The sequence below is a fragment of the Streptomyces sp. PH9007 genome, from assembly GCF_059813725.1.
In genome coordinates this window covers 4161838-4184522 of record NZ_CM187440.1, presented here as the reverse complement: position 1 = coordinate 4184522, position 22685 = coordinate 4161838, and the positions used below count along the sequence as shown (strand labels likewise).

Genomic DNA, 22685 nt, shown 5'->3' with positions numbered 1-22685 from the left:
GGACGCTCGGCACGGCGTCGTAAGCTCAGGGGCATGAGTAGGTCCCTGCTGCTGGTGCACGCGCACCCCGACGACGAGTCGATCGGCAACGGCGTCACCATGGCGGCCGCCGTGGCCGCCGGTGTCCGGGTCACCGTGGTCACCTGCACCCTCGGCGAGGAGGGTGAGGTGATCCCGCCGGAGCTGGCGCACCTGGCCGCCGACCGCGACAACACCCTGGGCCCGTACCGCGAGCGGGAGCTGTCCGCCGCGATGCGGGCCCTCGGCGTGCGCGACCACCGACTGCTGGGGGGCGCGGGCCGCTGGCGCGACTCGGGCATGATGGGCCTGGCGACGAACCGGGCGCCCGGGGCGTTCTGGTCCGCCGCCCCCGACGAGCCGGCCCGGGAGCTGGCGCGGGTGATCACCGAGGTCCGCCCGGACGTGCTGATCACCTACGACCCGCAGGGCGGTTACGGGCACCCTGACCACATCCAGGCCCACCGGGTGGCCCTGCGCGGCGCGGAACTGGCCGCCGGGGAGCACCGGGTCGGGCGGGTGCTGTACAACTGCCTTCCCGAGCGCGAGGCCGCCCGCCGGCTGGCCTCGCTGGGGGGCTCCGCCAGGACGGCCGCCCCGGCGGATCTGCCCGGCGTGGTGCCCGAGGAGGCGGTGGCGATCACCGTGACCGGCACGGCCGCCCAGCTGGCGGCCAAGCGGGCGGCGATGGCGGCCCACGCCACCCAGATCACGGTGGCCGCCGACGGCACCTCCTTCACCCTGTCGAACGATCTGGCCCAGCCGCTGTGGGAGACCGAGTACTACCTTTCGGCGGCGGGCGCCCCCGTACCCCCCGGCGCGACGGACGTCTTCGCCGGCCTGGAAGAGGCACCATGAAAATCGCGGCATACGTGGCGCTGGCCGTCCTCGGAGCGCTGGGCGGGATCGCCGGTTCGCTGATCCAGGCCGGCTGGTCACCGCTGGGCCTGTTGCTGTCACTCGCGGGGGCGGCGGCGTTGTTCTGGGGTGGTGCGCTGCTGACGCGTTCGCGCGCCGGGGCGGGGGCTCCGGCGGCCGGCTGGATTCTGGCCGTGCTGGCCCTCACCGCGTCCCGTCCGCAGGGAGACTTCATCTTCGCGTCGGGGGCGACGAGTTACGTGTTCCTGCTGGGCGGTATGGTCCTGGCCGGAGTCTGTTGGGCACTCGCACCGGCCGGCCGCCCGATGTTCTGGGTGCCGCCGGAACGGCTGTCCGGTGGACGTTCATGAACCCCGGAGCACGGATGTGCCAATCCTGTGCTGAGGCCGTACGTTCGCGCCGACCCCAGTATGGTGGGGCTGCCGCCCGGCCCCGGCCAGTGAATCCGGGCCGGCCGGTGGAAGCCAACCGGGAGATCCTGCCTTGAGTCGTGAAACTGACAGTCCGTACCCCAGTCCCCGGGGGAACGACGGTACTCCGCCGGGTGCGGCGCAGCCGGAGGAGAAGAAGACCGAGACCACGATGACGACCCGGATCCGGATCAACATCCCCGGATCCCGGCCGATTCCGCCCGTCGTCATGCGGGAGACGCTCGACGACGACGTGGCAGGGGACGAGACACCGGCACCGCCCGCGCCCGCTCCGGGCCTGCCGGTCCGGCCCAAGCCCGCCTCCGGAGCCACCTCCAGCGGCCTGGGCGAGCAGACTCCCTCGGCCGGCAAGAAGAAGACCAGCTCGTGGTTCGAGCCGCGCAAGGCGCCGCAGGCCGAGGGCGAGCAGACCGGCGCGCTCTCGCTGGGCGACACGACGTTCGACGCCCCGCCCGCCCCGCGCAAGCCGCTGGACGAGACCGGAGGCAACCCCTCCTGGTTCTCCGAGACCCCGGCCGAGGGCATGGGGCTGCCCCCGCGCCCGGTGGGCGCCTCCGCGCCGTCCGGGCCTACCACGGGGCCGATGACCGGGGAGCTGACGCTTCCTCCCGGCGACCGGGAGGAGCCGGGCGGCCCCACCCTGGACCTGGGGGGCCCGTTCCCGCCCCCGCCGCCCCCCGGGCACGGTGACACCGCGGCCATCCCGGCCTTCTCCGAGCCGGCCTCCGGCCCGCCGGTGCCGCCCCCGGCGCTGGACTTCGACGAGGTGGCGGAGCAGCCCAAGCCCGCCCCGGCGGCGGCCCCCGCGGCGCCGAAGAAGCGCAAGAGCAAGGTGGGCAAGCTCGGCAAGCTCGCCGCCGTCGCCGTCGTGCTGGTGGCGGTGGCCGCCTACGGCACCGGCCTGGTGCTCAACCAGGAGGATGTCCCCAAGGGCACCACCGTCCTGGGCCAGGACATCGGCGGCCGCAACACCCCCGAGGCCGTCGCCCTGCTGGACGCGGCGCTGGACGACGCCAACAACGCCCCGCTGCTGCTCCAGGTCGGCGACGAGGAGATGGAGCTCAAGCCGAGCGTGGCCGGTCTCTCGGTGGACACCGAGGCGACCGTGCGCGCCGCCGCCGAGCCGGACTACGCGCCGATGGCCGTCTTCGGCTCGCTGCTGGGCAGCGAGCGGGCGATGGACGCGGTCTTCTCCGTGGACCGGGAGAAGCTGACGGTGGCGCTGGAGGACCTGACGGCGGGCGTCGGTTCCGGCGCCCCGGTGGAGGGCTCCATCACCTTCAGCAGCACGGGCGCCGAGGCACAGCCGGGCACGCCGGGCGAGGGCATCAACGTGCAGGCCGCCGCCGACGCGGTGGAGTCGGCGTTCCGCACCCGCGCGGCCACCGGTGAGAACACCGTGATCACCCTGCCCACGACCACGGTGGAGCCGGAGATCACCGAGGAGGAAGTGGCCCGCGCGATGGCGGAGTTCGCCGAACCGGCGATGTCCGACATGGTCTACATCGAGGCGGGCGGCATCTCCCTCCCGATGAGCCCGGAGAACTCCATCCACCAGTTCCTGTCGATGCAGCCCTCCAACGGCTCGCTGGTGGACGTGTACGACCTGGAGGTCCTGGCGTCCCTCTACGGCTCCCAGTTCGACGGCGTCCTGGTGACGCGGGGCGACGGCAGCCAGACCCCGGTCGAACCGACGGACGTGGCGGGCGCCCTGCGCGACGCCCTGCGCGAGACGGACCCGGCCAAGCGCGTCGCGGTCATCGACCTCGGCACGGACTGACCCCGGCCGGCTTCACCGGCCCGCGAGCCCGGCCCCGCCCCCGGCGGGACCGGGCTCGCTCGCTGTCGCCGCCCGGGTGACCGGCCGGATCGCCACGGCCCTGATCAGCCGGTCTCCGTCAAGGCGGCGTGCGCGGTGGCGAGGATCTCCTCGGAGAGGGGGGAGCCCTTGGTGGCGCGGGCCAGGACGAGGGCGCCGAGCATCGTGCACAGCCGGGTGATGCCGTCCTGGTCGTCGGTGGCGAGTACCCGGGCGAAGTCGCCCACTCCCTCGGTGTAGATACGGCGTGCCTCGCGGTCCTCCGGTTCGCGGGCCATGTCGGTGGCGAGCGCGGCGACGGGGCAGCCGTCCGCCGCGCTGTCGCGGTGCTCGATGGAGAGGTAGGAGTCGATCACCGCCCGCTGGGCGGCACCGTGCTGTCCGGCGTGCTGGTCGAGGCCGTCCTGGTGGAGCCGGGTGAGCTCGCCGAACGCGTGGGCGGTGGCTTCGTCGATGAGCGCCTCCTTGGAGGCGAACCGCTTGTAGAAGCCACCGTGGGTCAGCCCGGACGCCTTCATGAGGTCGGCGACACTGACCTGGGTGCCCTGTTCCCTGAACAGCCGGGAGGCGGTTTCCACCACTCGCCGGCGGTTCTCCTCCGCCTGTGCCTGCGACACGCGGCCCATCTGCCACCTCCCGGTTTGATGTCGACTGGCATCTATCCTAATCAAGTGTTTAGATTGCACCCATAATCTAATCACCCGGGAGCTGACATGGAACTGAAGGAATCGGTAGCGGTGGTCACCGGCGCCAACCGGGGGCTCGGGCGCCAGCTGGCCGCCCAGCTCGCGGCGCGCGGAGCGAAGGTGTACGCGGCGGCCCGCCGTCCGGAGACGGTGGACCTGCCGGGTGTCACCCCGCTGCGGCTGGACGTGACCGACGAGGAGTCGATCCGGGACGCGGCGCGCATCGCGTCCGACGCGACGCTGCTGGTGAACAACGCCGGCATCTCGACCGCCACCCCGCTGATCGCGGGCGATCCGGAGGCGGTGCGCCTGGAGATGGAGACGAACTTCTTCGGCACCCTCGCCGTGACCCGCGCCTTCACTCCCGTCATCGAGAGCAACGGCGGCGGCGCCGTACTCAACATCCTGTCCGTGCTGTCCTGGCTGCACCCGGCCGGCCTCGGAGCCTACGCCGCCGCCAAGGCCGCCGCCTGGGCACTGACCGACGCGGCCCGCGAGGAACTGGCGCCACGCGGCATCAGCGTCTCGGCGCTGCATGTCGGATACATGGACACCGACATGGCCACGCGTGTCCCCGCCGATCAGAAGACCGACCCCGCCGAGGTGGCCGCACTGGCCCTGAACGGCGTCGAGACGGGCCGGCCGGAGATCCTCGCCGACGAGATCACCCGCCAGGTCCGGCGGAGCCTGGCCACCGCGCCGGCGGCCTGAACCTGAACAGCGCGGCACATGCCGCAATTTCCACACCACGAGAATCCGGAATGAGCGGGAAGCGGAGACGACGATGAGGGCCTTCACTGTTCAGCGGTACGGCGACAAGGCCGGGGTGCGCCCCGCCGAGATGCCCGAGCCACCGGTGGGCGCCGACGATGTCCTGGTGCGGATCCATGCGGCGGGCGTCAACCCGCTGGATCTCAAGATCCGCGACGGAGAGTTCAAAGCGTTCCTCCCGTACCGTTTCCCGCTCATCCTGGGCAATGACCTCGCCGGGGTGGTCGACAGGGTGGGATCGGCCGTCACCCGGTTCGCGCCCGGCGATGAGGTCTACGCGCGGCCCGACAAGGGCCGCATCGGTACGTTCGCCGAGCTCATCGCCGTCCACCAGGACGACCTGGCGCCCAAACCGGCCACTCTCACCATGACCGAGGCCGCGTCCCTTCCGCTGGTCGCCCTCACCGCGTGGCAGGCCCTGGTGGAACGGGCCCACGTCCGGCCCGGCCAGAAGGTTCTGATCCACGCCGGGGCCGGCGGCCTCGGCAGCGTCGCCATCCAGCTGGCCAAGCACCTGGGAGCGCACGTGGCCACCACCGCGAGCACGGCCAAGGCCGACCTGGTGAAGGGGTTCGGCGCCGATGTCGTCGTCGACTACAAGCGGCAGGACTTCGAGACGGTCCTCTCCGGCTACGACGTCGTCCTGGACAGCCTCGGCGGCGAGAACCTCACCAAGTCCCTGCGGGTGCTCACACCCGGTGGCACGGCCATCGGCGTCGCCGGTCCCCCCGACCCGGCCTTCGCCCGCGAGCTGGGTGCCAGCCCGCTCCTCCGGCTGGCGATGACCGCGCTCAGCCTCCCGGTCAGGCTCCGCGCCAAGCGTCGCGGTGTGCGGTACTCCTTTCTGTTCATGAAGCCCAGCGGCGCCCAGCTGCGCGAACTCACCCCGCTCATCGACGCGGGCAGCATCCGGCCCTTCATCGACCGGGTCTTCCCCTTCGATGAGACCCGGCAAGCCCTGGAATACGTCGAGCGGGGCCACGCGAAGGCCGGCAAGGTCGTCATCGCGATGACCTGACCAAGTCCCGCGCCCTCGCTGCCCCGACGCCGGGCACGGGGGGGATCTTCCAGTACCACGACGGGTTCGTCGCGCGGGCGCTGGAATTCCTCGACGCGTAGTCCGCTACGCGCCCGCCACCGTGCGTTTCTCCTCCGCGAAGTGGCAGGCCGAGGGGTGGTGGGCCCCGGTCGTGGGGTCGGTGAAGACCTCGGGGACCGTCAGTGGCGGCTCGACCCGGGCGCACAGTTCCTGGGCCTTCCAGCAGCGGGTGCGGAAGCGGCAGCCCGAGGGCGGGTTGGCCGGGGAGGGTACGTCGCCGGAAAGGATGATGCGCTCGCGCAGCCCGCTCTGGGCCGGGTCGGGCACCGGGACGGCGGAGAGCAGGGCCTGCGTGTACGGGTGGGTGGGGTGGTCGTAGATCTCGGTCTCGGTGCCGGTCTCCACGATCTTCCCGAGGTACATCACGCCGATCCGGTCGGAGATGTGCCGCACGATGGACAGGTCGTGGGCGATGACGATGTAGGACAGGCCGAACTCGTTCTGCAGCCGGTCCAGCAGGTTCACGACCTGGGCCTGGACGGAGACGTCCAGGGCGGAGACGGGTTCGTCCGCCACGATGATCTCGGGGTTGAGCGCCAGTCCGCGGGCGATGCCGATGCGCTGCCGCTGGCCGCCGGAGAACTGGTGGGGGTACCGGTTGATGTACTCCGGGTTCAGGCCGACCACGTCCAGCAGGTCCTGGACCTTGCGGCGCCGGTCGCCCTTGGGGGCCACCTCGGGGTGGATCTCGTACGGTTCGCCGATGATGTCGCCGACCGTCATCCGGGGGTTGAGGGAGGTGTACGGGTCCTGGAACACCATCTGGATGTTCCGCCGCACGGCCTTGAGCGCCCGCCCGGACAGCTGGGTGATGTCCTCGCCCTTGTACCGGATGTGGCCCGCGGTGGGCTGTTCCAGGCTCATCACCAGTTTGGCCACGGTGGACTTGCCGCAGCCCGACTCCCCCACGATGCCCAGGGTCTCCCCCGGCGCCAGGGTGAACGAGACGCCGTCCACCGCCTGGACCGCGCCGATCTGGCGCTGGAACAGGATGCCCTGGGTCAGCGGGAAGTGTTTGACCAGACCCTCCACCTCCAGCAGCGGCTCAGTCACCGATCGTCTCCTTCCAGTAGTGGCAGGCGCTGGAGCGGTCGGCGGACACCTCGTACAGCGGGGGGACGTCCACCGCGCACCGGTCGCGGGCGATCGGGCAGCGGGGGTGGAAGGAGCAGCCGGGGGGGATCTTCGCCAGGTTGGGGGGCAGCCCCGAGATCGCGTACAGGTCCTGGCCCTTGCGGTCCAGCCGTGGGATGGAGTCGAGCAGGCCCTTGGTGTACGGGTGGGCCGGCCGCCGGTACAGGGCGTCGACGGGGGCGTGTTCCACGATCTTGCCCGCGTACATGACCGCGATGACATCGGCGGTGTCGGCGACGACGCCCAGGTCGTGGGTGATGAGGATGAGGCCCATCCGGTACTCCTGCTGGAGTTCGGCGAGCAGGTCCATCACCTGTGCCTGCACGGTGACGTCCAGCGCCGTGGTCGGCTCGTCCGCGATGATCAGGTCGGGTTCCAGGGCGAGCGCCATCGCGATCATGATGCGCTGCCGCATACCGCCGGAGAACTGGTGCGGGTAGTCGCCCACCCGTTCCTTCGCCGCCGGGATACGGACCCGGTCCATCAGCTCGATGGCGGCGGTCCTCGCCTCCTTGCGGTTCGCGCCGCGGTGCACCTGGAACATCTCGCCCAGCTGGTAGCCCACCGGCAGCACGGGGTTGAGGGAGGACAGCGCGTCCTGGAAGATCATCGCCATCTTCTCGCCGCGGATCCTGCGCCGGTCCTCGCGGCCCATGGTCAGCAGGTCCTGGCCCTGGAAGCGGATGGAGCCGCCGGCGATGCGGCCGGGCGGTGAGTCGAGGATGCCCATGATGGCCTGGGCGGTCACCGACTTGCCGGAGCCCGACTCGCCGAGCACGGCCAGGGTCTGGCCGGCGTCCACCGCGTACGTGACGCCGTTGACGGCCTTCACCACGCCGTCCCGGGTGGCGAATTCGACCTGGAGGTCCTGGACTTCCAGCAGCATGACGGTCAGCCTCCGGTCAGCGCAGCTTGGGGTCGAGGGCGTCGCGGACCGCGTCGCCGAGCATGATGAAGGCCAGGACCGTCAGCGACAGCGCGGCGGCCGGGTAGAGCAGGATGTGCGGGGCGTTGCGGAACTGCATGCCGGTGGAGGCGGCCGAGATGTCCACGCCCCACGAGACGGTGGGCGGGCGCAGGCCGACGCCGAGGTAGCTGAGCGTCGCCTCCAGCGCGATGAACGTGCCCAGCATGATGGTCGCCATGACGATCACCGGGGCGATGGCGTTGGGCAGGATGTGCCGCAGCAGGATGCGGGAGCTGGAGGCGCCCAGCGCCCTGGCCGCCTGCACGTAGTCGTTCTGTTTGGCGGTGATGACGGCGCCGCGCGCGATGCGGGCGATCTGGGGCCAGCTGAGCGCGGCGATCACCAGGACCACCGGCCAGATCCCGGAGATCTTGATCATGCTGAGGAAGACGATGGCGCCCAGGATCAGCGGGATGCCGAAGAACATGTCCGTCACCCGGGACAGCAGCGCGTCCCAGAAGCCGCCGAAGAAGCCGGCGAGGCCGCCGACGACGGTGCCGACCAGGGCGACGCCCAGGGTGGCGCAGACGCCGACCGCGATCGAGGCGCGGGCCCCGTACACCGTGCGCGTGTAGACGTCGCAGCCCTGGGTGTCGAAGCCGAACCAGTGCCCGGCGGAGGCGCCCTCCAGGGAGCGGGAGAGCTGGCAGCGCAGCGGGGACTCGGTGGCGATCAGCGAGGGCCACACGGAGATGAGCACCAGGAAGCAGATCAGCAGCGCCGAGACGATGAAGACCGGATTGCGGCGCAGATCGTGCCAGGCGTCCGACCACAGGCTGCGGGGGCGGCCGGGTTCGGTTCCGGTGACGGTCGGGGGTTCGCCCCGGCCGTCGCCCGCCGCGATGGCGATGGGCCCTTCGGGCGGTCCGACCGGTGGGGGTTCAGTCATAACGAATCCTCGGGTCGAGCACGGCGTACAGGAGGTCGACCAGCAGATTGGCGAGCAGGAAGATCAGCACCAGGACGACCACGAAGCCCACCACCGTGGGCGAGTTCTGCCGCAGGATGCCCTGGTAGAGCTGGAAGCCGACGCCCTGGATGTTGAAGATCCGTTCGGTGACGATGGCGCCCGCCATCAGGGTGCCGATGTCCGCGCCGAGGTAGGTGACCACCGGGATGAGGGAGTTGCGCAGCAAGTGGCGCACCGTCACCCGGCGGCGCGGCAGCCCTTTGGCGACGGCGGTGCGGATGTAGTCGGCGCGGGTGTTCTCGGCGACCGAGGTGCGGGTGAGGCGGGTGACGTACGCCAGCGAGACGAGGGCGAGGATGCAGCCGGGCACGATGAGTTCGCCGAAGCGGCCCTCGGGGCTGACGGCGGGGTTGATCCAGCCGAGCTGGACGCCGAGGAAGAACTGGGCGGTGGTGCCCAGGACGAAGGTGGGGATGGCGATGACGACGAGGGTGGCCATCAGCACGGAGGTGTCGAAGACCCGGCCGCGGCGCAGCCCGGTGATGACGCCGAGGAGGATGCCCAGCACCAGTTCGATGACCAGGGCGGTGAGCATCAGCCGGAAGCTGATGGGGAAGGCGCGGCCCATCAGGTCGGTGACCTGCTCGCCGTTGAAGGCGGTGCCGAAGTCCCCGGAGAGGATGTTGCCCATGTAGAGCAGGTATTGCTGCCACACGGGCTTGTCGAGGTGGAACTCGGCGCGCAGTTGGCGTGCGGTGGCGGGGTCGGGGGCCCGGTCGCCGAACAGGGCGGCGACCGGGTCGCCGAGCGCGTACACCATCACGAAGATGAGGAAGGTGGCGCCGATGAACACCGGGATCATCTGGAGCAGGCGTCGTACGACGTAGCGCCCCATGTGGGGGGACCTCCGCTGCGGTGGCTGGTGTCTGTCAGCTGACCTTGATGTCCGTGTAGACGGGGACGGAGAAGGGGTTGAGCTTCACGTCGCTGACGCGGGTGGAGTAGCCGGCGGTCCCGTTCTGGTACCACAGCGGGATGGCGGGCATGTCCTCGACGAGGACCTTCTCGGCGTCGCGGAACTTGCCGATGGCCTCGGCCTCGTCGGAGGCGGAGTTGGCCTCGTCGATGAGCCGGTCGAACTCGGGGCTGCTGTAGCGGGAGTCGTTGGAGGAGGCGTTGGTGTAGTACAGCGGCTGGAGGAAGTTCTGGATGAGCGGGTAGTCCATCTGCCAGCCGCTGCGGAACATGCCGCTGATGCGGCCCTCGGTGATCTGGTTGCGGAAGTCGGCGAAGGTGGGCACCGGGTTGACGGTGCAGGCGCCGGTGTCGTCCAGGGCGTTGTTGATGCTGTTGCAGGCGGCGTCCATCCACTGCCGGTGCGATCCGGTGTCGACGTTGGAGCTGAGGGTGATCTTGCCGCCGGGCAGTCCGCCGCCCTCCTCGATCAGCTGCTTGGCCCGCTCGGGGTCATAGGTGCAGAACTCGCCGCACAGCCCTTCCTGGTAGCCGCCGGCGTCGCCCAGGACGGGTGAGGTGAAGTCGGTGGCGGGGGTGCGGGTGTCGAAGTAGATCTTGGAGGTGATCTCCTGGCGGTCGATCGCCATGGACAGGCCCTGGCGCACCTTGGCGGACTCGGGGCTGGTCCAGCCGTCCTGGGTGACGGGGAAGGAGACGGTCTGGATGATGCCGGCCGGCTGGTTGATGTAGCGGTCGCCGAGGTCCTTCTGGGCGTTCTTGAGCTGGGAGGCGGGCACGTCGTCGATGACGTCGAGGTTGCCGGCCTGGAGGTCGGTGTACGCCGTGTTGTTGTCGGTGTAGACGCGCAGCTCCACGCCCTCGTTCTGGGCCTTGTCGGGGCCGGCGTACTCCTCGTACTTCACCAGTTTCATGCTCTGGCTCTTGGTGTACGTGTCGATCTTGTACGGGCCGTTGCCGATCGGCTTGTTGAGCCAGGTGGCGTGGTCGTCGAAGAAGGCCCGTGGGAGCGGGGAGTAGGCGGCGTAGCCGAGCGTCTCGGGCCACAGGGAGAACGGCTCGCTGAGCTTGACGGTGAAGGTGTGGTCGTCGACGACCTTCAGGCCGCTCATGGTGTCCGCGGAGGGGGTGGCGTTCTCGTCGGCGGGGTGGACGTCGTCGTAGCCCTCGATGAACTGGAAGAAGTAGCTGCTGATCTGCGCGTTCTTCAGATTGGCGCCGTAGTTCCAGGCATCGACGTAGGACGCGGCGGTGACCGGGGTGCCGTCGGAGAAGGTCCAGCCGGACTTGATCTTCACGGTGAAGTTCTGCTGGTCGGTGGTCTCGATGGACTCGGCCATCTCGTCCTTGGCCTCGCCGGTCTCCGGGTCGTAGCGCTTGAGGCCGCGGAAGATCATGTCGAGGACCTTGCCGCCCTGCACCTCGTTGGTGTTGGCGGGCTCCAAGGGGTGCTGGGGGTCGCCCCAGGAGGCGCGGACGACCCCGGCGCTGCCGCTCGCGGTGCCGTTGCCGCCACAGGCGGTCGCGGTCAGGGCGAGGGCCGTCGTGGCGGCGATGGCCCAGGTCAGACGGGTGGCTGCACGCATGGGATGGCCTCCTTGGACTACCGAAAGTCGCATTAAGGCAATATAGGACCTTTCATCACAAGATCCTCTTTACGGGCGCCCCGACACGCCCTCATCCCTCACATGCCGACGGCCGCCGGACATCCAAGATGCCCGGCGGCCGTGGCCGTCCTGCTGGTCAGCGCGGTGACAAGGTCACGAGGCGCCCACCACGTCCTTCTCCTCGGCGAAGTGACAGGCCGACTCGTGCGCCGCCCCGCCGCCCGCCTCGCGGAACCGCTCGGGCACCGCCAGCAGCGGCAGCTCCTCCGCGCACCGGTCCTGCGCCTTCCAGCACCGGGTACGGAAGCGGCAGCCCGAGGGCGGGTTCGCCGGCGAGGGAACGTCCCCGGACAGGATGATCCGCTCGCGCGAGTCCCGGCCCTCCGGATCGGCCTGCGGCACCGCCGACAGCAGCGCCTGCGTGTACGGGTGGGTCGGGTGGTCGTAGATCTCGGTGTCGGACCCGATCTCCGCCATCTTCCCCAGGTACATCACGCCGACCCGGTCGGAGATGTGCCGCACGATGGACAGGTCGTGCGCGATGAACAGGTACGACAGCTCGAACTCGTTCTGGAGCTTGTCCATCAGGTTGATGACCTGCGCCTGCACCGACACGTCCAGCGCCGAGACGGGCTCGTCGCACACGATGATCTCCGGGTTGAGCGCCAGGCCCCGGGCGATCCCGATGCGCTGCCGCTGGCCGCCGGAGAACTGGTGCGCGTACCGGTTGATGTACTCCGGGTTCAGCCCCACGACCTCCAGCAGCTCCTGCACCTTGCGGCGCCGGTCGCCCTTGGGGGCCACGTCCGGGTGAATCTCGTACGGCTCGCCGATGATGTCGCCGACCGTCATCCGGGGGTTCAGCGAGGTGTACGGGTCCTGGAACACCATCTGGATGTTCCGCCGCACCGCCTTCAGCGCCCGCCCGGACAGCTTGGCGATGTCCTCGCCCTTGTAGAAGATCTGCCCGGAGGTCGGCTTCTCCAGGTTCATCAGAAGCTTCGCCACGGTCGACTTGCCACAGCCCGACTCGCCGACGATCCCCAGCGTCTCGCCCTTGTAGAGCGTGAAGGAGATGTCGTCGACGGCCTTGACCGCGCCGATCTGCTTCTTGAAGAGGATGCCCTGGGTGAGCGGGAAGTGCTTGACGAGATTGCGCACTTCCAGGATCGGCTCGCGCTCGCTCGCGGCCTTGCCGAGGTCAGCCATGGATCGTCTCCTTCCACAGATGGCAGGCGCTGGAGCGGCCCGCGATCGGAACGCCGTCGGGCTCGGTGACCTTCACCAGCGGCGGGACGTCCGTACGGCACTGGTCGGTGGCCATCGGGCAGCGCGGGTTGAAGGCGCAGCCGGAGGGCACGGCGGTCAGGCTCGGCGGCAGGCCGGCGATCGCGTACAGCTCCTGGCCCTTGAGGTCCAGACGCGGTATCGACTCCAGCAGGCCCTTGGTGTACGGGTGCGCCGGCCGCTTGTACAGCTCGTGCACCGGGGCGTTCTCCACGATCCGGCCCGCGTACATCACCGCGATCTTGTCGGCGACGTCCGCGACCACACCGAGGTCGTGGGTGATGAGGATGAGCCCCATGTTGTGCTCGCGCTGGAGCTCGGCCAGCAGGTCCATGACCTGCGCCTGGACGGTGACGTCCAGGGCCGTGGTCGGCTCGTCCGCGATGATCACATCGGGCTCCAGGGCGAGCGCCATCGCGATCATGATGCGCTGGCGCATACCGCCGGAGAACTGGTGCGGGTAGTCGTTCACCCGGTCCTTGGCGGCCGGGATGCGGACCCGGTCCATCAGCTCGATGGCCTTGGCCTTGGCCTCCTTGCGCGAGGCGCCCCGGTGCACCCGGAACATCTCGCCCAGCTGGAAGCCCACCGAGAGCACCGGGTTCAGGGAGGACAGCGCGTCCTGGAAGATCATGGCGATCTGGTTGCCGCGGATCTTCCGGCGCTGGGCCTCGGACATCTTGAGCATGTCCTGGCCTTTGAAGAGGATCTCCCCGCCGGTGACCTTCCCGGGCGGCATGTCCAGGATGCCCATGATGGTCTGGGCGGTCACCGACTTGCCGGAACCGGACTCACCGAGGACGGCGAGGGTCTCGCCGGCGTCCACGGTGTAGCTCACGCCGTTGACGGCGTGGGCCGCGCCCTCCCGGGTGTGGAACTCCACATGGAGGTCACGGACCTCCAGCAGCGGTACGCCGGGGGCGTCCGCCGGGGTGATTTCGATCGGTTCGATCGACACGCGCGTCAACTCCCTCAGCGCAGCTTGGGATCGAGGGCGTCGCGCACGGCGTCACCCAGCATCAGGAAGGACAGGATGGTCACGCTCAGCGCGATCGAGGGGAAGATCAGCACATGCTCGGCGACCCGGATCGAGTTCCGGCCGGTGTTGATGTCACCGCCCCAGGAGATCGCCGGGTCGGACAGGCCGATACCCAGGAAGGACAGTGTGGCCTCGGCGGTGATGTAGCCGCCCAGGGCCACCATCGCCACCACGATCACGGGGGCCGCGGCGTTCGGCAGGATGTGCCGCAGCAGGATCCGGGTGGTGCCGGCGCCCAGCGAACGGGCGGCCTGCACGTAGTCGGCCTGCTTGATGGAGATCACCGAACCGCGCATGACACGGGCGACGGTGGTCCAGCCCAGGAAGGCCAGCGCCAGGATCACCACCCACTGGGTGCGGGCGTTGAAGGAGACCAGCACGACCATGGCGCCCAGCATGAAGGGGATGCCCATGAAGGTGTCGGTGACCCGGGAGAGGACCGCGTCCACCCAGCCGCCGAAGTAACCGGCCAGCATGCCGATCAGCGAGCCCGCCACCAGCACCAGGGCGGTCACACAGATACCGATGGTGACCGAGGCGCGGGTGCCGTACACGACGCGGGCGTAGATGCTGCGGCCCTGCTGGTCGTAGCCGAACCACTCCGGAGAGAAGAAGTGGGTCAGCTCCGGCTTCTGGAGGTGGTGATTGGCCAGGTCGCCGATCCGCGGGGACTCCGAGGTGAAGACGGAGGGGAAGGCGGCGACGAACAGCAGGAACAGGATGATGAACGCCGGGATGACGAACTTCGGCTTGCGGATCAGGTCGTGCCAGGCGTCCGACCACAGGCTGCGCGGCTTGCCGGGCGGCGGGCCCGCCTCCGCGACCAGCACCCCCTCGGGGGCCTTGCCCGCGTCCTCGCCCTTGGTGGTCGCCGTGGTGTCAGGAGCCTCAGGCATAGCGAATCCTCGGGTCCAGGACCGCGTAGAGCAGGTCGACCAGCAGGGAGACAACGAGATAGACGACGATCATGAACGTCACGATGCCGACGACGGTGGACCCCTCACGGCCGTTCAGCGCGCGGAAGACCGCGCGGCCGATGCCGTTCACGTTGAAGATGCCCTCGGTGACGATGGCACCGGTCATCAGGTTGCCGAGGTCCACACCGAGGAAGGTGACCACCGGGATCAGCGAGTTGCGCAGCAGGTGGACACTGACGGCGCGGCGCTGGGTGAGCCCCTTGGCGCGGGCGGTGCGCATGTAGTCGGCCCGCTTGTTCTCCGCGACGGAGGTACGCGTCAGCCGGGCCACATAGGCCAGGGAGAGCGCGGCGAGCACCATCGCGGGCAGCAGCAGCTCGCCCCAGTTCTCCGAGTTCTGCACGGAGGGGGTGACCCAGCCGAGCTTGTTGCCGAAGTAGACCTGGGCGAGGTAGCCGAGCACGAAGCCGGGAACCGAGATCAGCAGCAGGGTGATGAAGAGGATGCTGCTGTCGGTCTTGCGGCCGGCCCGCAGACCGGCGATGAGGCCCATGGCGATGCCGACGACGGCGGTGAAGATGAACGCCAGCACGGTGAGTCTCAGCGTGGCGGGCAGCGCCTCGGTGATGACGTCGATGACCGGGCGTCTGCTGGAGATCTGGATCCCGAAGTCACCCTGGAACACGCCGGTGAGGTAGTTCCAGTACTGCTGCATGATCGGCAGATCCAGGCCCAGTTCCTTCTTCATCTGGGCCATCTGAGCCGGGTCGGGGGCGCGTTCGCCCCACAGTGCGGCTATCGGGTCACCCGGCAGGGCGTACATCATCATAAAGATGATGAAGGTCGCCCCTACGAACACCGGGATCATCTGGAGCAGTCGCCGCGCGACGTAGCGCCCCATCATTCCTCCATGTCAGTCGGCAGGGCCGGTGGCCGCTCCGGGTCACGGAAGCGGCCACCGGCCCCCTTGCAGCGACGGTCTTACTTGACCGTGATCTCTTCGAGGACCGGCTGGCCGGCCACGTCGAAGCGCACGTTCTCCACGTTGTTGGAGTAACCGCCGTTCACGTTCTGGTACCAGAGCGGAATGGCGGGCATGTCCTCCCAGAGCACCTTCTCGGCGTCCTGGTACGCGGCGACGGTGTCGTCGAAGGACCCCGCCTGGTCACCCTGCTTGAAGAGGTCGTCGACCTCCGCGTTGCTGTACCGGCCGTAGTTGGAGGGCGCGGTGGTGCTGTACAGGTCCCGCAGGAAGTTGACGTTCAGCGGGTAGTCCTGGAGCCAGCCACCCCGGTACATGCTCTTGACGTTGTCCGCACGACGCTCCTCGAGGTCGGTGGCGAAGTCCGTCTTGGCGTCCTTCAGGCACTCGATGTCGAGGTTCTTGATCAGGTCGTTGCAGACGGCCGTGACCCACTCGTCGTGGTTCGCGTCGGCGTTGAACTGGATCGTGATGGTGCCACCGGGGACACCGCCACCCTCCTCGACCAGCTGACGCGCGGTCTCGGGGTCGAAGTCGGTCTTGCCCTCGGCGGCGCCGGCCTCGTAACCGAACACGCCCGGGGGCACGAAGCTGTCGGCCGGGGTACGGGAGCCGTGCAGCACCGTCTGGGTGATGGTCTCGCGGTCGATCGCCATCGAGACGCCCTGGATGACCTTGGACGGGTCGTCCAGCTCGCTCCAGCCGGCGTAGAACACCGGGACGATGGACTGGGTGGCGTTGTAGGGCTGCGCGATGGCGCGCTCACCCAGCTCGTCCATGTAGACCGGCAGGTCCTGGGGCGCGACCTGACGCAGCACGTCCAGGTTGTCGGAGACCAGGTCCTGGTAGGCGGTGCTCAGGTTGTCGTACGCGGTGATCTCCACGCCGCCGTTCTGCGCCTTGTTCGGACCGGCGTAGTCGGCGTAGGTGCTGAGGCTGATCCGCTCGTTGTGGGTCCAGCTGTCGAACTTGTACGGGCCCTGGCCGATCGGGTTCTCGCCGAAGCCGGCCGGGTCGTCGTAGAAGCTGGAGGGCAGCGGGGCGAAGACGTGGTAGCCCAGCTTGTAGTTGTAGTACGAGACCGGGTTGGCCAGCGTGATCTCGAAGCTCAGCTCGTCGACGACCTTCAGGCCGGACATCGTCTCGGCGGTGGGCTCGGCGCCCTCCTCGGACGGGTGGACATCGGCGTAGCCCTCGATGTCCTCGAACCAGGCGCTCTGGCTCTGGCCGTTGTCCACGTTGGCGGCCCAGTTCCAGGCGTCCACGTAGTGCTGAGCGGTGACGGCCTCGCCGTCGTGGAAGGTGAAGCCGTCCTTCAGCGTCACGGTCCACACGGAGGCGTCGTCGTTCGACTCGACGGACTCGGCCGCGACGTACTTGATGGAGCCGTCGTCCTCGAAGTCCAGCAGGTTCGCGAAGACGTTCTTGATCACCAGCGAGCCGTACTGCTCATTGGTGCTGGTGGGGACCAGCGCGGCCTGCGGCTCGCCGCCGTCGACCTTGACGATGCCCGAGGCGTTGCCGGACGCGTTGCCGCCGTCGCCGCTGCCGCCGTTGTCGTCATCGCTACCACAGGCGGTCGCGGCCAGAGCCACAACGATCGCCACTGCGGCCCACTTGGCGCTGCGCGCACCACGCATGGGCTTGCCTCCTTGGGAGTCCGGTTCGTTGCTGGGTGGCCGCGGACCTGGGGGTTGTCAACACGCGTTGAATACCCAAAGCGTCCTGCGGCCGCGCCGGCGAAAGCCTGAGCGCAATGCCCCCAACTATTGGGCATAAAACTTCGGTGAACCACCGATTGCCGATTTCATTTTGATGAAGATAGGGAGGTGAGATCAGACAATAAGGACATACCCACCCCCTGGAGTCACCGATATGCGGACTCATGTGACGAAGGTCGCCCCATTTCGTTCGCATAACGAACACAACTCAGCGCGGGCGACCGGATCGAACCTTGACAGAATTCGATACATCCGGTAGCCCGCGCTGAACGGAGAGCTACTGCCGGGTACAGCCCGGGTCGCTACTGGCGCTTCGCCCGCGACGCGGCGCGCGCCCGATCCCGCTGGTCGAGCTGCACCTTGCGGATCCGCACCTCGGTCGGGGTGACCTCGACGCACTCGTCCTCGCGGCAGAACTCCAGCGACTGCTCCAGGGAGAGCTTGCGCGGCGGAACGAGATTTTCGGTCGTGTCCGAGGAGGCCGCCCGCATGTTGGTGAGCTTCTTCTCCTTGGTGATGTTGACGTCCATGTCATCGGCGCGCGAGTTCTCGCCGACGAGCATGCCCTCGTACACCTCGGTGCCCGGCTCGATGAAGATCGTGCCGCGCTCCTGGAGGTTCATCATCGCGAAGGGGGTGGCCTTGCCGGCGCGGTCCGCCACCAGGGAGCCGCTCTGCCGGGTGCGCAGCTCGCCCACCCACGGCTCGTGGCCCTCGAAGATGCTGTGCGCGATGCCGGTGCCCTTGGTGTCGGTCAGGAACTCGGTGCGGAACCCGATGAGTCCGCGCGAGGGCACCAGGAACTCCATCCGCACCCAGCCGGAGCCGTGGTTGGTCATGGTCTCCATGCGGCCCTTGCGCGAGGCCATCAGCTGAGTGATGGCGCCCAGGAACTCCTCCGGGGCGTCGATGGTCATCCGCTCGACCGGCTCGTGCACCTTGCCGTCGATCTCCCGGGTGACCACCTCGGGCTTGCCGACCGTCAGCTCGAATCCCTCACGGCGCATCTGCTCCACCAGGATGGCCAGCGCCAGCTCACCGCGGCCCTGCACCTCCCAGGCGTCGGGACGCTCGGTGGGCAGCACCCGCAGCGAGACGTTACCGACCAGCTCGCGGTCCAGGCGGTCCTTGACCAGGCGCGCGGTGACCTTGTGGCCCTTGCCGCCCTTGCCGACCAGCGGCGAGGTGTTGGTGCCGATGGTCATGGAGATGGCCGGCTCGTCCACCGTGATCAGCGGCAGCGCCACCGGGTTCTCCGGGTCGGCGAGGGTCTCGCCGATCATGATGTCCGGGATGCCGGCCACGGCGCAGATGTCGCCGGGGCCCGCCACCTCGGCCGGCTTGCGGGTGAGACCGTCCGTCATCAGCAGCTCGGAGATGCGCACCTGCTGCTGCGAGCCGTCCCGCTTGAGCCAGGCCACCGACTGGCCCTTGCGCAGCTCGCCCTGCTTGACGCGGCACAGCGCGATCCGGCCCAGGAAGTTGTCCGCGTCCAGGTTGGTGACGTGCGCCTGGAGCGGGGCCTCCTCCTCGTACACCGGGGCGGGCACGGCGGACAGCAGGGTGGAGAAGAAGGGCTCCAGGCTGTCGCTGTCGGCCGGGACCGTGCCGTCGGCGGGCTGGGTCAGCGAGGCGATGCCGTCGCGGGCGCAGGCGTAGACGATGGGGAACTCGATCTGGTTCTCGTCGGCGTCCAGGTCGAGGAAGAGGTCGTAGGTCTCGTCGAGGACCTCGGCGATCCGGGCGTCGGACCGGTCGGTCTTGTTCACACACAGGATGACGGGCAGCTTCGCGGACAGCGCCTTGCGCAGCACGAAGCGGGTCTGCGGCAGCGGGCCCTCGGAGGCGTCCACGAGCAGGACGACGGCGTCGACCATGGACAGGCCGCGCTCGACCTCACCGCCGAAGTCGGCGTGGCCGGGGGTGTCGATGATGTTGATGACGATCGGGGTGCCGCCGCCCTTGGGGTGGTACTTGACGGCGGTGTTCTTCGCGAGAATGGTGATGCCCTTCTCGCGCTCCAGATCGCCGGAGTCCATCACCCGGTCGTCGACCTGCTGGTGGGCGGCGAAGGCTCCCGCCTGCTTGAGCATGGCGTCGACCAGCGTCGTCTTGCCGTGATCGACGTGGGCGACGATGGCGACGTTGCGGATGTCATGGCGCGTGGGCATGGCTGACGGTGCTTCTTCCGAGACGAGGGAGTGAGACGGCTCGGCAGATATGTACACCGGCCTGTCCCGCTATCGTACGGGGCCCGGCGCGCCGCCGCGCTCGCGCCGGGGATCCGGGGCGAACGCGGCGGGGGCGTGGTGACGCTCAGGCGCGGTAGCCGATGTCCTGGTAACGGGGGGTGGCCAGGCCGAAGGCGCCCACCCCGGCCAGCGCCGGGTCGACGGCGACGAGCTGCGGGCGCTGGAAGAGCGGGATGGATCCGGCGGTCGCCCACAGCCGGGCATCGGCCTCGTTGAGCAGCCGGTGGTGCTCCTCCTCGTCCAGCTCACCCGCCGCCTGGGCCAGCAGCTGGTCGATGTGGTCGGTGCCGATGCGGGTGTAGTTCTGCTGGACGGTGAGGCCGCCGTCCGGCTCCTGGTACGGCTTGGCGAACAGCGGGGCGGCGTCGGTGGCCGGGTAGCCGCTGGCGGGCCAGGAGTACAGGGCGAGGTCGAAGTCGCCGGTGCTGATGTGGTCGGCGAAGAAGGTGTGCGCCGGTACCTCGGTGAGCACGGCGCGGACCCCGGTGGCGGCGAGCATGGCGGTGATGCGGTCGGCGATCTGCCGCTGGCGGGCGCCGGCCTCCCCGTCCGGGACGACGAAGCGCAGACTGAGCGCGGTGCCGTCCTGGTCGGTGCGGACGGCACCGGCGGAGCGGTCGGCGAGGTCGTCGGCCGCCGCCTCGGTGCGGGCGGCCTCCTCCTCCAGCTGGTCGGCGCGCTGCTCGGCGTCCTCGGCGCCGTCGGCGTCGGCCTCGGCCAGGTCGCGCTGGGCGCCGGCGGCCTGGCGCAGCAGGGCGGCCTGCTGCCGGGCGGCGGGCTGGCCTGCGGGCAGCGGCCCGGAGACGAGGGCGGACGGCGGGCCGGCGGCCGGGTCCGCCGCGGCGTCCGGTCCTTCCTGCTCCGGTGCGGCGCCGTCCTCGCCCCCGGACCCGGGCCCGCCCTCCCAGCCGGCGTCGTCCAGCAGGGAGCCGGCGATCTCCGTGCCGAAGGTGCCGAGCGCCTCGCTGTTGTCCTCATACCCGATCTGGTCCAGGGTCCGCAGATGGCTGCCGAGCGAGCGGACGGGCAGCCCGGCCGGTTCGTGCACGGCGGCGGCGAGCGCCTCGCGGTCGATGGCGCGGGCCACCGCCCAGCGGACCCGTTCGTCCTTCAGCGGTCCGGAGCGGCCGTTGAGGGCGAGCTGGGTGTAGGCGGGGGCGTAGGCGCGGTGCACGGAGTAGGCGCCGTCGTCGGCCTCGGTGAGGGTGTCGGCGTCGTCGGGGTCGATCTCCAGTACGTCCAGGGAGCCGGCCTCCAGGGCGGCGCCGCGTTCGGCGTCGGGGACCACGGTCAGGATCAGTTCGTCCAGCAGCGCCGGATCGCCCCACCAGGTGTCGTCGCGCACCAGGGACAGGGTGCCGGCCTCGCGGTCCGCCTTCCCCGGTGCGAACGGTCCCGCGGTGGCGGGCAGCGCGTCGCGCGAGCCGGTGCCGAACGCGGCGGCGTCCTCGGTGACGGCCTTCGGGTACAGCGGGGTGAACAGCGATTTCCAGTCCGCGTAGGGCTTGGCGAAGGTGACCTGCACCTGGTGCTCGCCGGGGCCCGCGGTGACGTTCTCCACCCGGTCGTAGCCGGCGTTGCGGGCCGCCGGGTGGCTGCCCTCGCCGCCGCCGAGCGCCCGCCACTGGGCGATGAAGTCCTCGGCGCCGATCGCCCGCCCGTCGCTCCAGGCGGCCTCGGGGTGCAGGGTGTAGACAACGGTCTGGCGCGGCTCGCGCGTGGTGATCTCGGCCGACCTGAGGTAGTCGGTGTTCAGCTGTGGCCTGCCCCGCTCGTCGAGCGTGAACAGCGCCGGCAGGACGGCGGCGGCCACCTGGTCGGTGACCGGTCCGGCCTCCGGCGCGAAGGCGTTGAAGGTGGCGGGCAGTTCGGCGACCCCCCAGCGCACGGTGCCGCCGGTGCGCAGTTCGGTGCGGTCGGCCAGGGCGAGCGACTGTGCGGCGCCGGAGGCCCCGGAGCGGGTGGGTCCGGGGTCACTGCCGCAGCCGGAGAGGGCGGCGGCCAGGGATAGAGCCCCGGCGAGCAGCAAGGCCAGCGGCCTCGGCCCGTGCCGGCGGGTCACTGGGGGGCGCATGCCGTACCTCCGGTCAGCTCATCACACGTATCAACAGCAGACCGTCCCACTGAAGGCGACGCGGGGGGCGCGACGGCGGCGACACGGCGTACGCCGGGCGCCCGCCCACCCGAGCGGCGTACCGGATCCGGCGCGGCTGCGGCGGCCCGCATAGCGTCAAGGGGTGCTGCTGCGATGCCTCACCGCGCTGGCCGGGACCGCGGCGCTGCTGCTGCCGGCCGAGTACCCCCTCGAGCTGACCGGCGAGGGCGGGGTCACCGACCGGGCGGACGCCCTGGGCGGCCGGGCCGCCGAGGTGCGCGAGGCGATCGGCGAGGTGGCCTCCGGGGAGGGCCTGCAGCTGTACGCCGCCTACGTCCGGGATTTCTCCGGTCTCGACGCCCAGACCTGGGCCGACGCCACGGCGGAGCGGAACCAGCTGGACACCCACGCGGTGCTGCTCGCGGTGGGGACCGCGCAGCGCGCGTACGCCTTCTCGGTGAACGCCGCCTCGGGGCTGACGCGCGAACAGATCCAGGAGATCGGGCGGACGGCGGTGGCGCCCGCGGTCGGGCGCCGCGACTGGGCGGGCGCGGCGATCGGCGCGGCACAGGGGCTCGCGGCGGTGCGTGAGGGGGAGCGCATCCCCGTCCCCGCGCCGTCCACCGGGGCGCCGGAGGCGGGGGAGCCTCCGGCGGGTGGCGGTATCGGGACGGTGCTGCCGCTCGCGCTGTTCGCCGCGGGGGTCGTGGTGCTCTGTTATCTGGTGGTACGCGGCACCCGGGACCGTCGCGGTCCGCGCGGCATGTGACGACAACCGGCCATTGGGTGGAGGTTGTTGGACGGTCCCTCGGCCAATCCGTGTGCGCGGGGTGAGGCACAGGCGTATGGTCTGGCATATGCAGACCGGGGGTGAGGAATGAACGACAGCAACCTGCGCCCATGGCAGGTGATCCGGCAGGATGAAAACGGCAGTCGCTATCGCATAGGGCATTGCGCCACCCGCGCCGAAGCACAACGCCTCATCAGGCGGCTCGAATCCGGCGCCGGCGTACGCCCCGTCACCGAGCCCGGCCGGTATCTGGTCGAACGGGTGGAGGCCGGAGCCCGCGCCCGCCGCTGAGCGGCACCACTCACG

The 22685-nt window shown here is 70.0% G+C and carries 20 protein-coding genes; 7 read left to right on the top strand and 13 right to left on the bottom strand.

What is annotated here, in order from left to right; genetic code table 11:
* Positions 1-33 precede the first annotated feature (33 nt).
* The 3 genes from mshB (at position 34) to ACTFAP_RS19315 (ending at position 3108) form a co-directional block, all read left to right on the top strand.
* Positions 34-876, top strand: coding sequence for an N-acetyl-1-D-myo-inositol-2-amino-2-deoxy-alpha-D-glucopyranoside deacetylase (gene mshB / locus ACTFAP_RS19325; protein ID WP_500466967.1), 843 nt, complete (start codon positions 34-36; stop codon positions 874-876).
* The gene (locus tag ACTFAP_RS19320; protein WP_495681699.1) at positions 873-1247 is read left to right on the top strand and encodes a DUF6113 family protein; all 375 of its coding nucleotides are present in this window, start codon (positions 873-875) and stop codon (positions 1245-1247) included. Before mshB ends, ACTFAP_RS19320 begins: the two co-directional genes overlap by 4 nt.
* Positions 1248-1479: 232 nt before the next feature.
* A complete protein-coding gene (locus ACTFAP_RS19315; protein WP_495681698.1) occupies positions 1480-3108 on the top strand; it encodes a hypothetical protein in 1629 nt (542 codons plus the stop codon).
* 104 nt (positions 3109-3212) lie between these two features.
* On the opposite strand, the gene ACTFAP_RS19310 is transcribed toward ACTFAP_RS19315, so the two are convergent.
* Entirely contained in the window at positions 3213-3773 is a 561-nt protein-coding gene (locus tag ACTFAP_RS19310; RefSeq protein ID WP_500466966.1) for a TetR/AcrR family transcriptional regulator, read from the bottom strand.
* Between the two features lie 87 nt (positions 3774-3860).
* Between ACTFAP_RS19310 and ACTFAP_RS19305 the strand changes: the two genes are divergently transcribed.
* Together ACTFAP_RS19305 and ACTFAP_RS19300 are read left to right on the top strand one after the other, a co-directional pair.
* Positions 3861-4544 carry an SDR family oxidoreductase gene (locus ACTFAP_RS19305; protein WP_495681696.1) on the top strand — a complete coding sequence of 228 codons (684 nt, stop codon included), beginning with the start codon at positions 3861-3863 and terminating at the stop codon, positions 4542-4544.
* 73 nt (positions 4545-4617) lie between these two features.
* Positions 4618-5622, top strand: coding sequence for a zinc-binding dehydrogenase (locus ACTFAP_RS19300; RefSeq protein ID WP_495681695.1), 1005 nt, complete (start codon positions 4618-4620; stop codon positions 5620-5622).
* Between the two features lie 105 nt (positions 5623-5727).
* Here ACTFAP_RS19300 and ACTFAP_RS19295 read toward each other — a convergent pair whose 3' ends face one another.
* The 12 genes from ACTFAP_RS19295 to ACTFAP_RS19240 all read right to left on the bottom strand — a co-directional run bounded on the left by ACTFAP_RS19295 (position 5728) and on the right by ACTFAP_RS19240 (position 21568).
* Positions 5728-6756: a dipeptide ABC transporter ATP-binding protein gene (locus tag ACTFAP_RS19295; RefSeq protein ID WP_495681694.1), complete on the bottom strand. Its 1029-nt coding sequence runs from the start codon at positions 6754-6756 to the stop codon at positions 5728-5730.
* Positions 6749-7723 carry an oligopeptide/dipeptide ABC transporter ATP-binding protein gene (locus ACTFAP_RS19290; RefSeq protein ID WP_495681693.1) on the bottom strand — a complete coding sequence of 325 codons (975 nt, stop codon included), beginning with the start codon at positions 7721-7723 and terminating at the stop codon, positions 6749-6751. The genes ACTFAP_RS19295 and ACTFAP_RS19290 overlap by 8 nt, the downstream gene beginning before the upstream one ends.
* 16 nt (positions 7724-7739) lie before the next feature.
* Positions 7740-8693, bottom strand: a complete 954-nt coding sequence (locus tag ACTFAP_RS19285; protein WP_495681692.1) for an ABC transporter permease subunit — start codon at positions 8691-8693, stop codon at positions 7740-7742.
* Entirely contained in the window at positions 8686-9609 is a 924-nt protein-coding gene (locus ACTFAP_RS19280; RefSeq protein WP_495681691.1) for an ABC transporter permease subunit, read from the bottom strand. The genes ACTFAP_RS19285 and ACTFAP_RS19280 overlap by 8 nt, the downstream gene beginning before the upstream one ends.
* A 34-nt stretch (positions 9610-9643) precedes the next feature.
* Entirely contained in the window at positions 9644-11275 is a 1632-nt protein-coding gene (locus tag ACTFAP_RS19275; RefSeq protein ID WP_495681690.1) for an ABC transporter substrate-binding protein, read from the bottom strand.
* A gap of 174 nt (positions 11276-11449) precedes the next feature.
* On the bottom strand, positions 11450-12505 hold the full coding sequence (locus tag ACTFAP_RS19270) for an ABC transporter ATP-binding protein (protein WP_390117395.1): 1056 nt from the start codon (positions 12503-12505) through the stop codon (positions 11450-11452).
* On the bottom strand, positions 12498-13541 hold the full coding sequence (locus tag ACTFAP_RS19265) for an ABC transporter ATP-binding protein (protein WP_390117397.1): 1044 nt from the start codon (positions 13539-13541) through the stop codon (positions 12498-12500). The genes ACTFAP_RS19270 and ACTFAP_RS19265 overlap by 8 nt, the downstream gene beginning before the upstream one ends.
* Positions 13542-13555: 14 nt before the next feature.
* Complete coding sequence (locus tag ACTFAP_RS19260; protein ID WP_500466965.1) at positions 13556-14518, bottom strand: ABC transporter permease; 963 nt, start codon at positions 14516-14518, stop codon at positions 13556-13558.
* Positions 14511-15440: an ABC transporter permease subunit gene (locus ACTFAP_RS19255; protein ID WP_495681688.1), complete on the bottom strand. Its 930-nt coding sequence runs from the start codon at positions 15438-15440 to the stop codon at positions 14511-14513. The genes ACTFAP_RS19260 and ACTFAP_RS19255 overlap by 8 nt, the downstream gene beginning before the upstream one ends.
* 80 nt (positions 15441-15520) lie before the next feature.
* Positions 15521-17161: an ABC transporter substrate-binding protein gene (locus ACTFAP_RS19250; RefSeq protein WP_495681687.1), complete on the bottom strand. Its 1641-nt coding sequence runs from the start codon at positions 17159-17161 to the stop codon at positions 15521-15523.
* 383 nt (positions 17162-17544) lie between these two features.
* Positions 17545-19413: a translational GTPase TypA gene (gene typA, locus ACTFAP_RS19245; RefSeq protein ID WP_495681686.1), complete on the bottom strand. Its 1869-nt coding sequence runs from the start codon at positions 19411-19413 to the stop codon at positions 17545-17547.
* Between the two features lie 145 nt (positions 19414-19558).
* Positions 19559-21568, bottom strand: a complete 2010-nt coding sequence (locus tag ACTFAP_RS19240) for an ABC transporter substrate-binding protein (protein ID WP_495681685.1) — start codon at positions 21566-21568, stop codon at positions 19559-19561.
* Positions 21569-21731: 163 nt separating this feature from the next.
* On the opposite strand from ACTFAP_RS19240, the gene ACTFAP_RS19235 reads away from it, so the two are divergent.
* Positions 21732-22358 carry a TPM domain-containing protein gene (locus ACTFAP_RS19235; RefSeq protein WP_495681684.1) on the top strand — a complete coding sequence of 209 codons (627 nt, stop codon included), beginning with the start codon at positions 21732-21734 and terminating at the stop codon, positions 22356-22358.
* 108 nt (positions 22359-22466) lie between these two features.
* Entirely contained in the window at positions 22467-22670 is a 204-nt protein-coding gene (locus ACTFAP_RS19230; RefSeq protein WP_390117410.1) for an SPOR domain-containing protein, read from the top strand.
* The last annotated feature ends 15 nt before the right edge of the window (positions 22671-22685 follow it).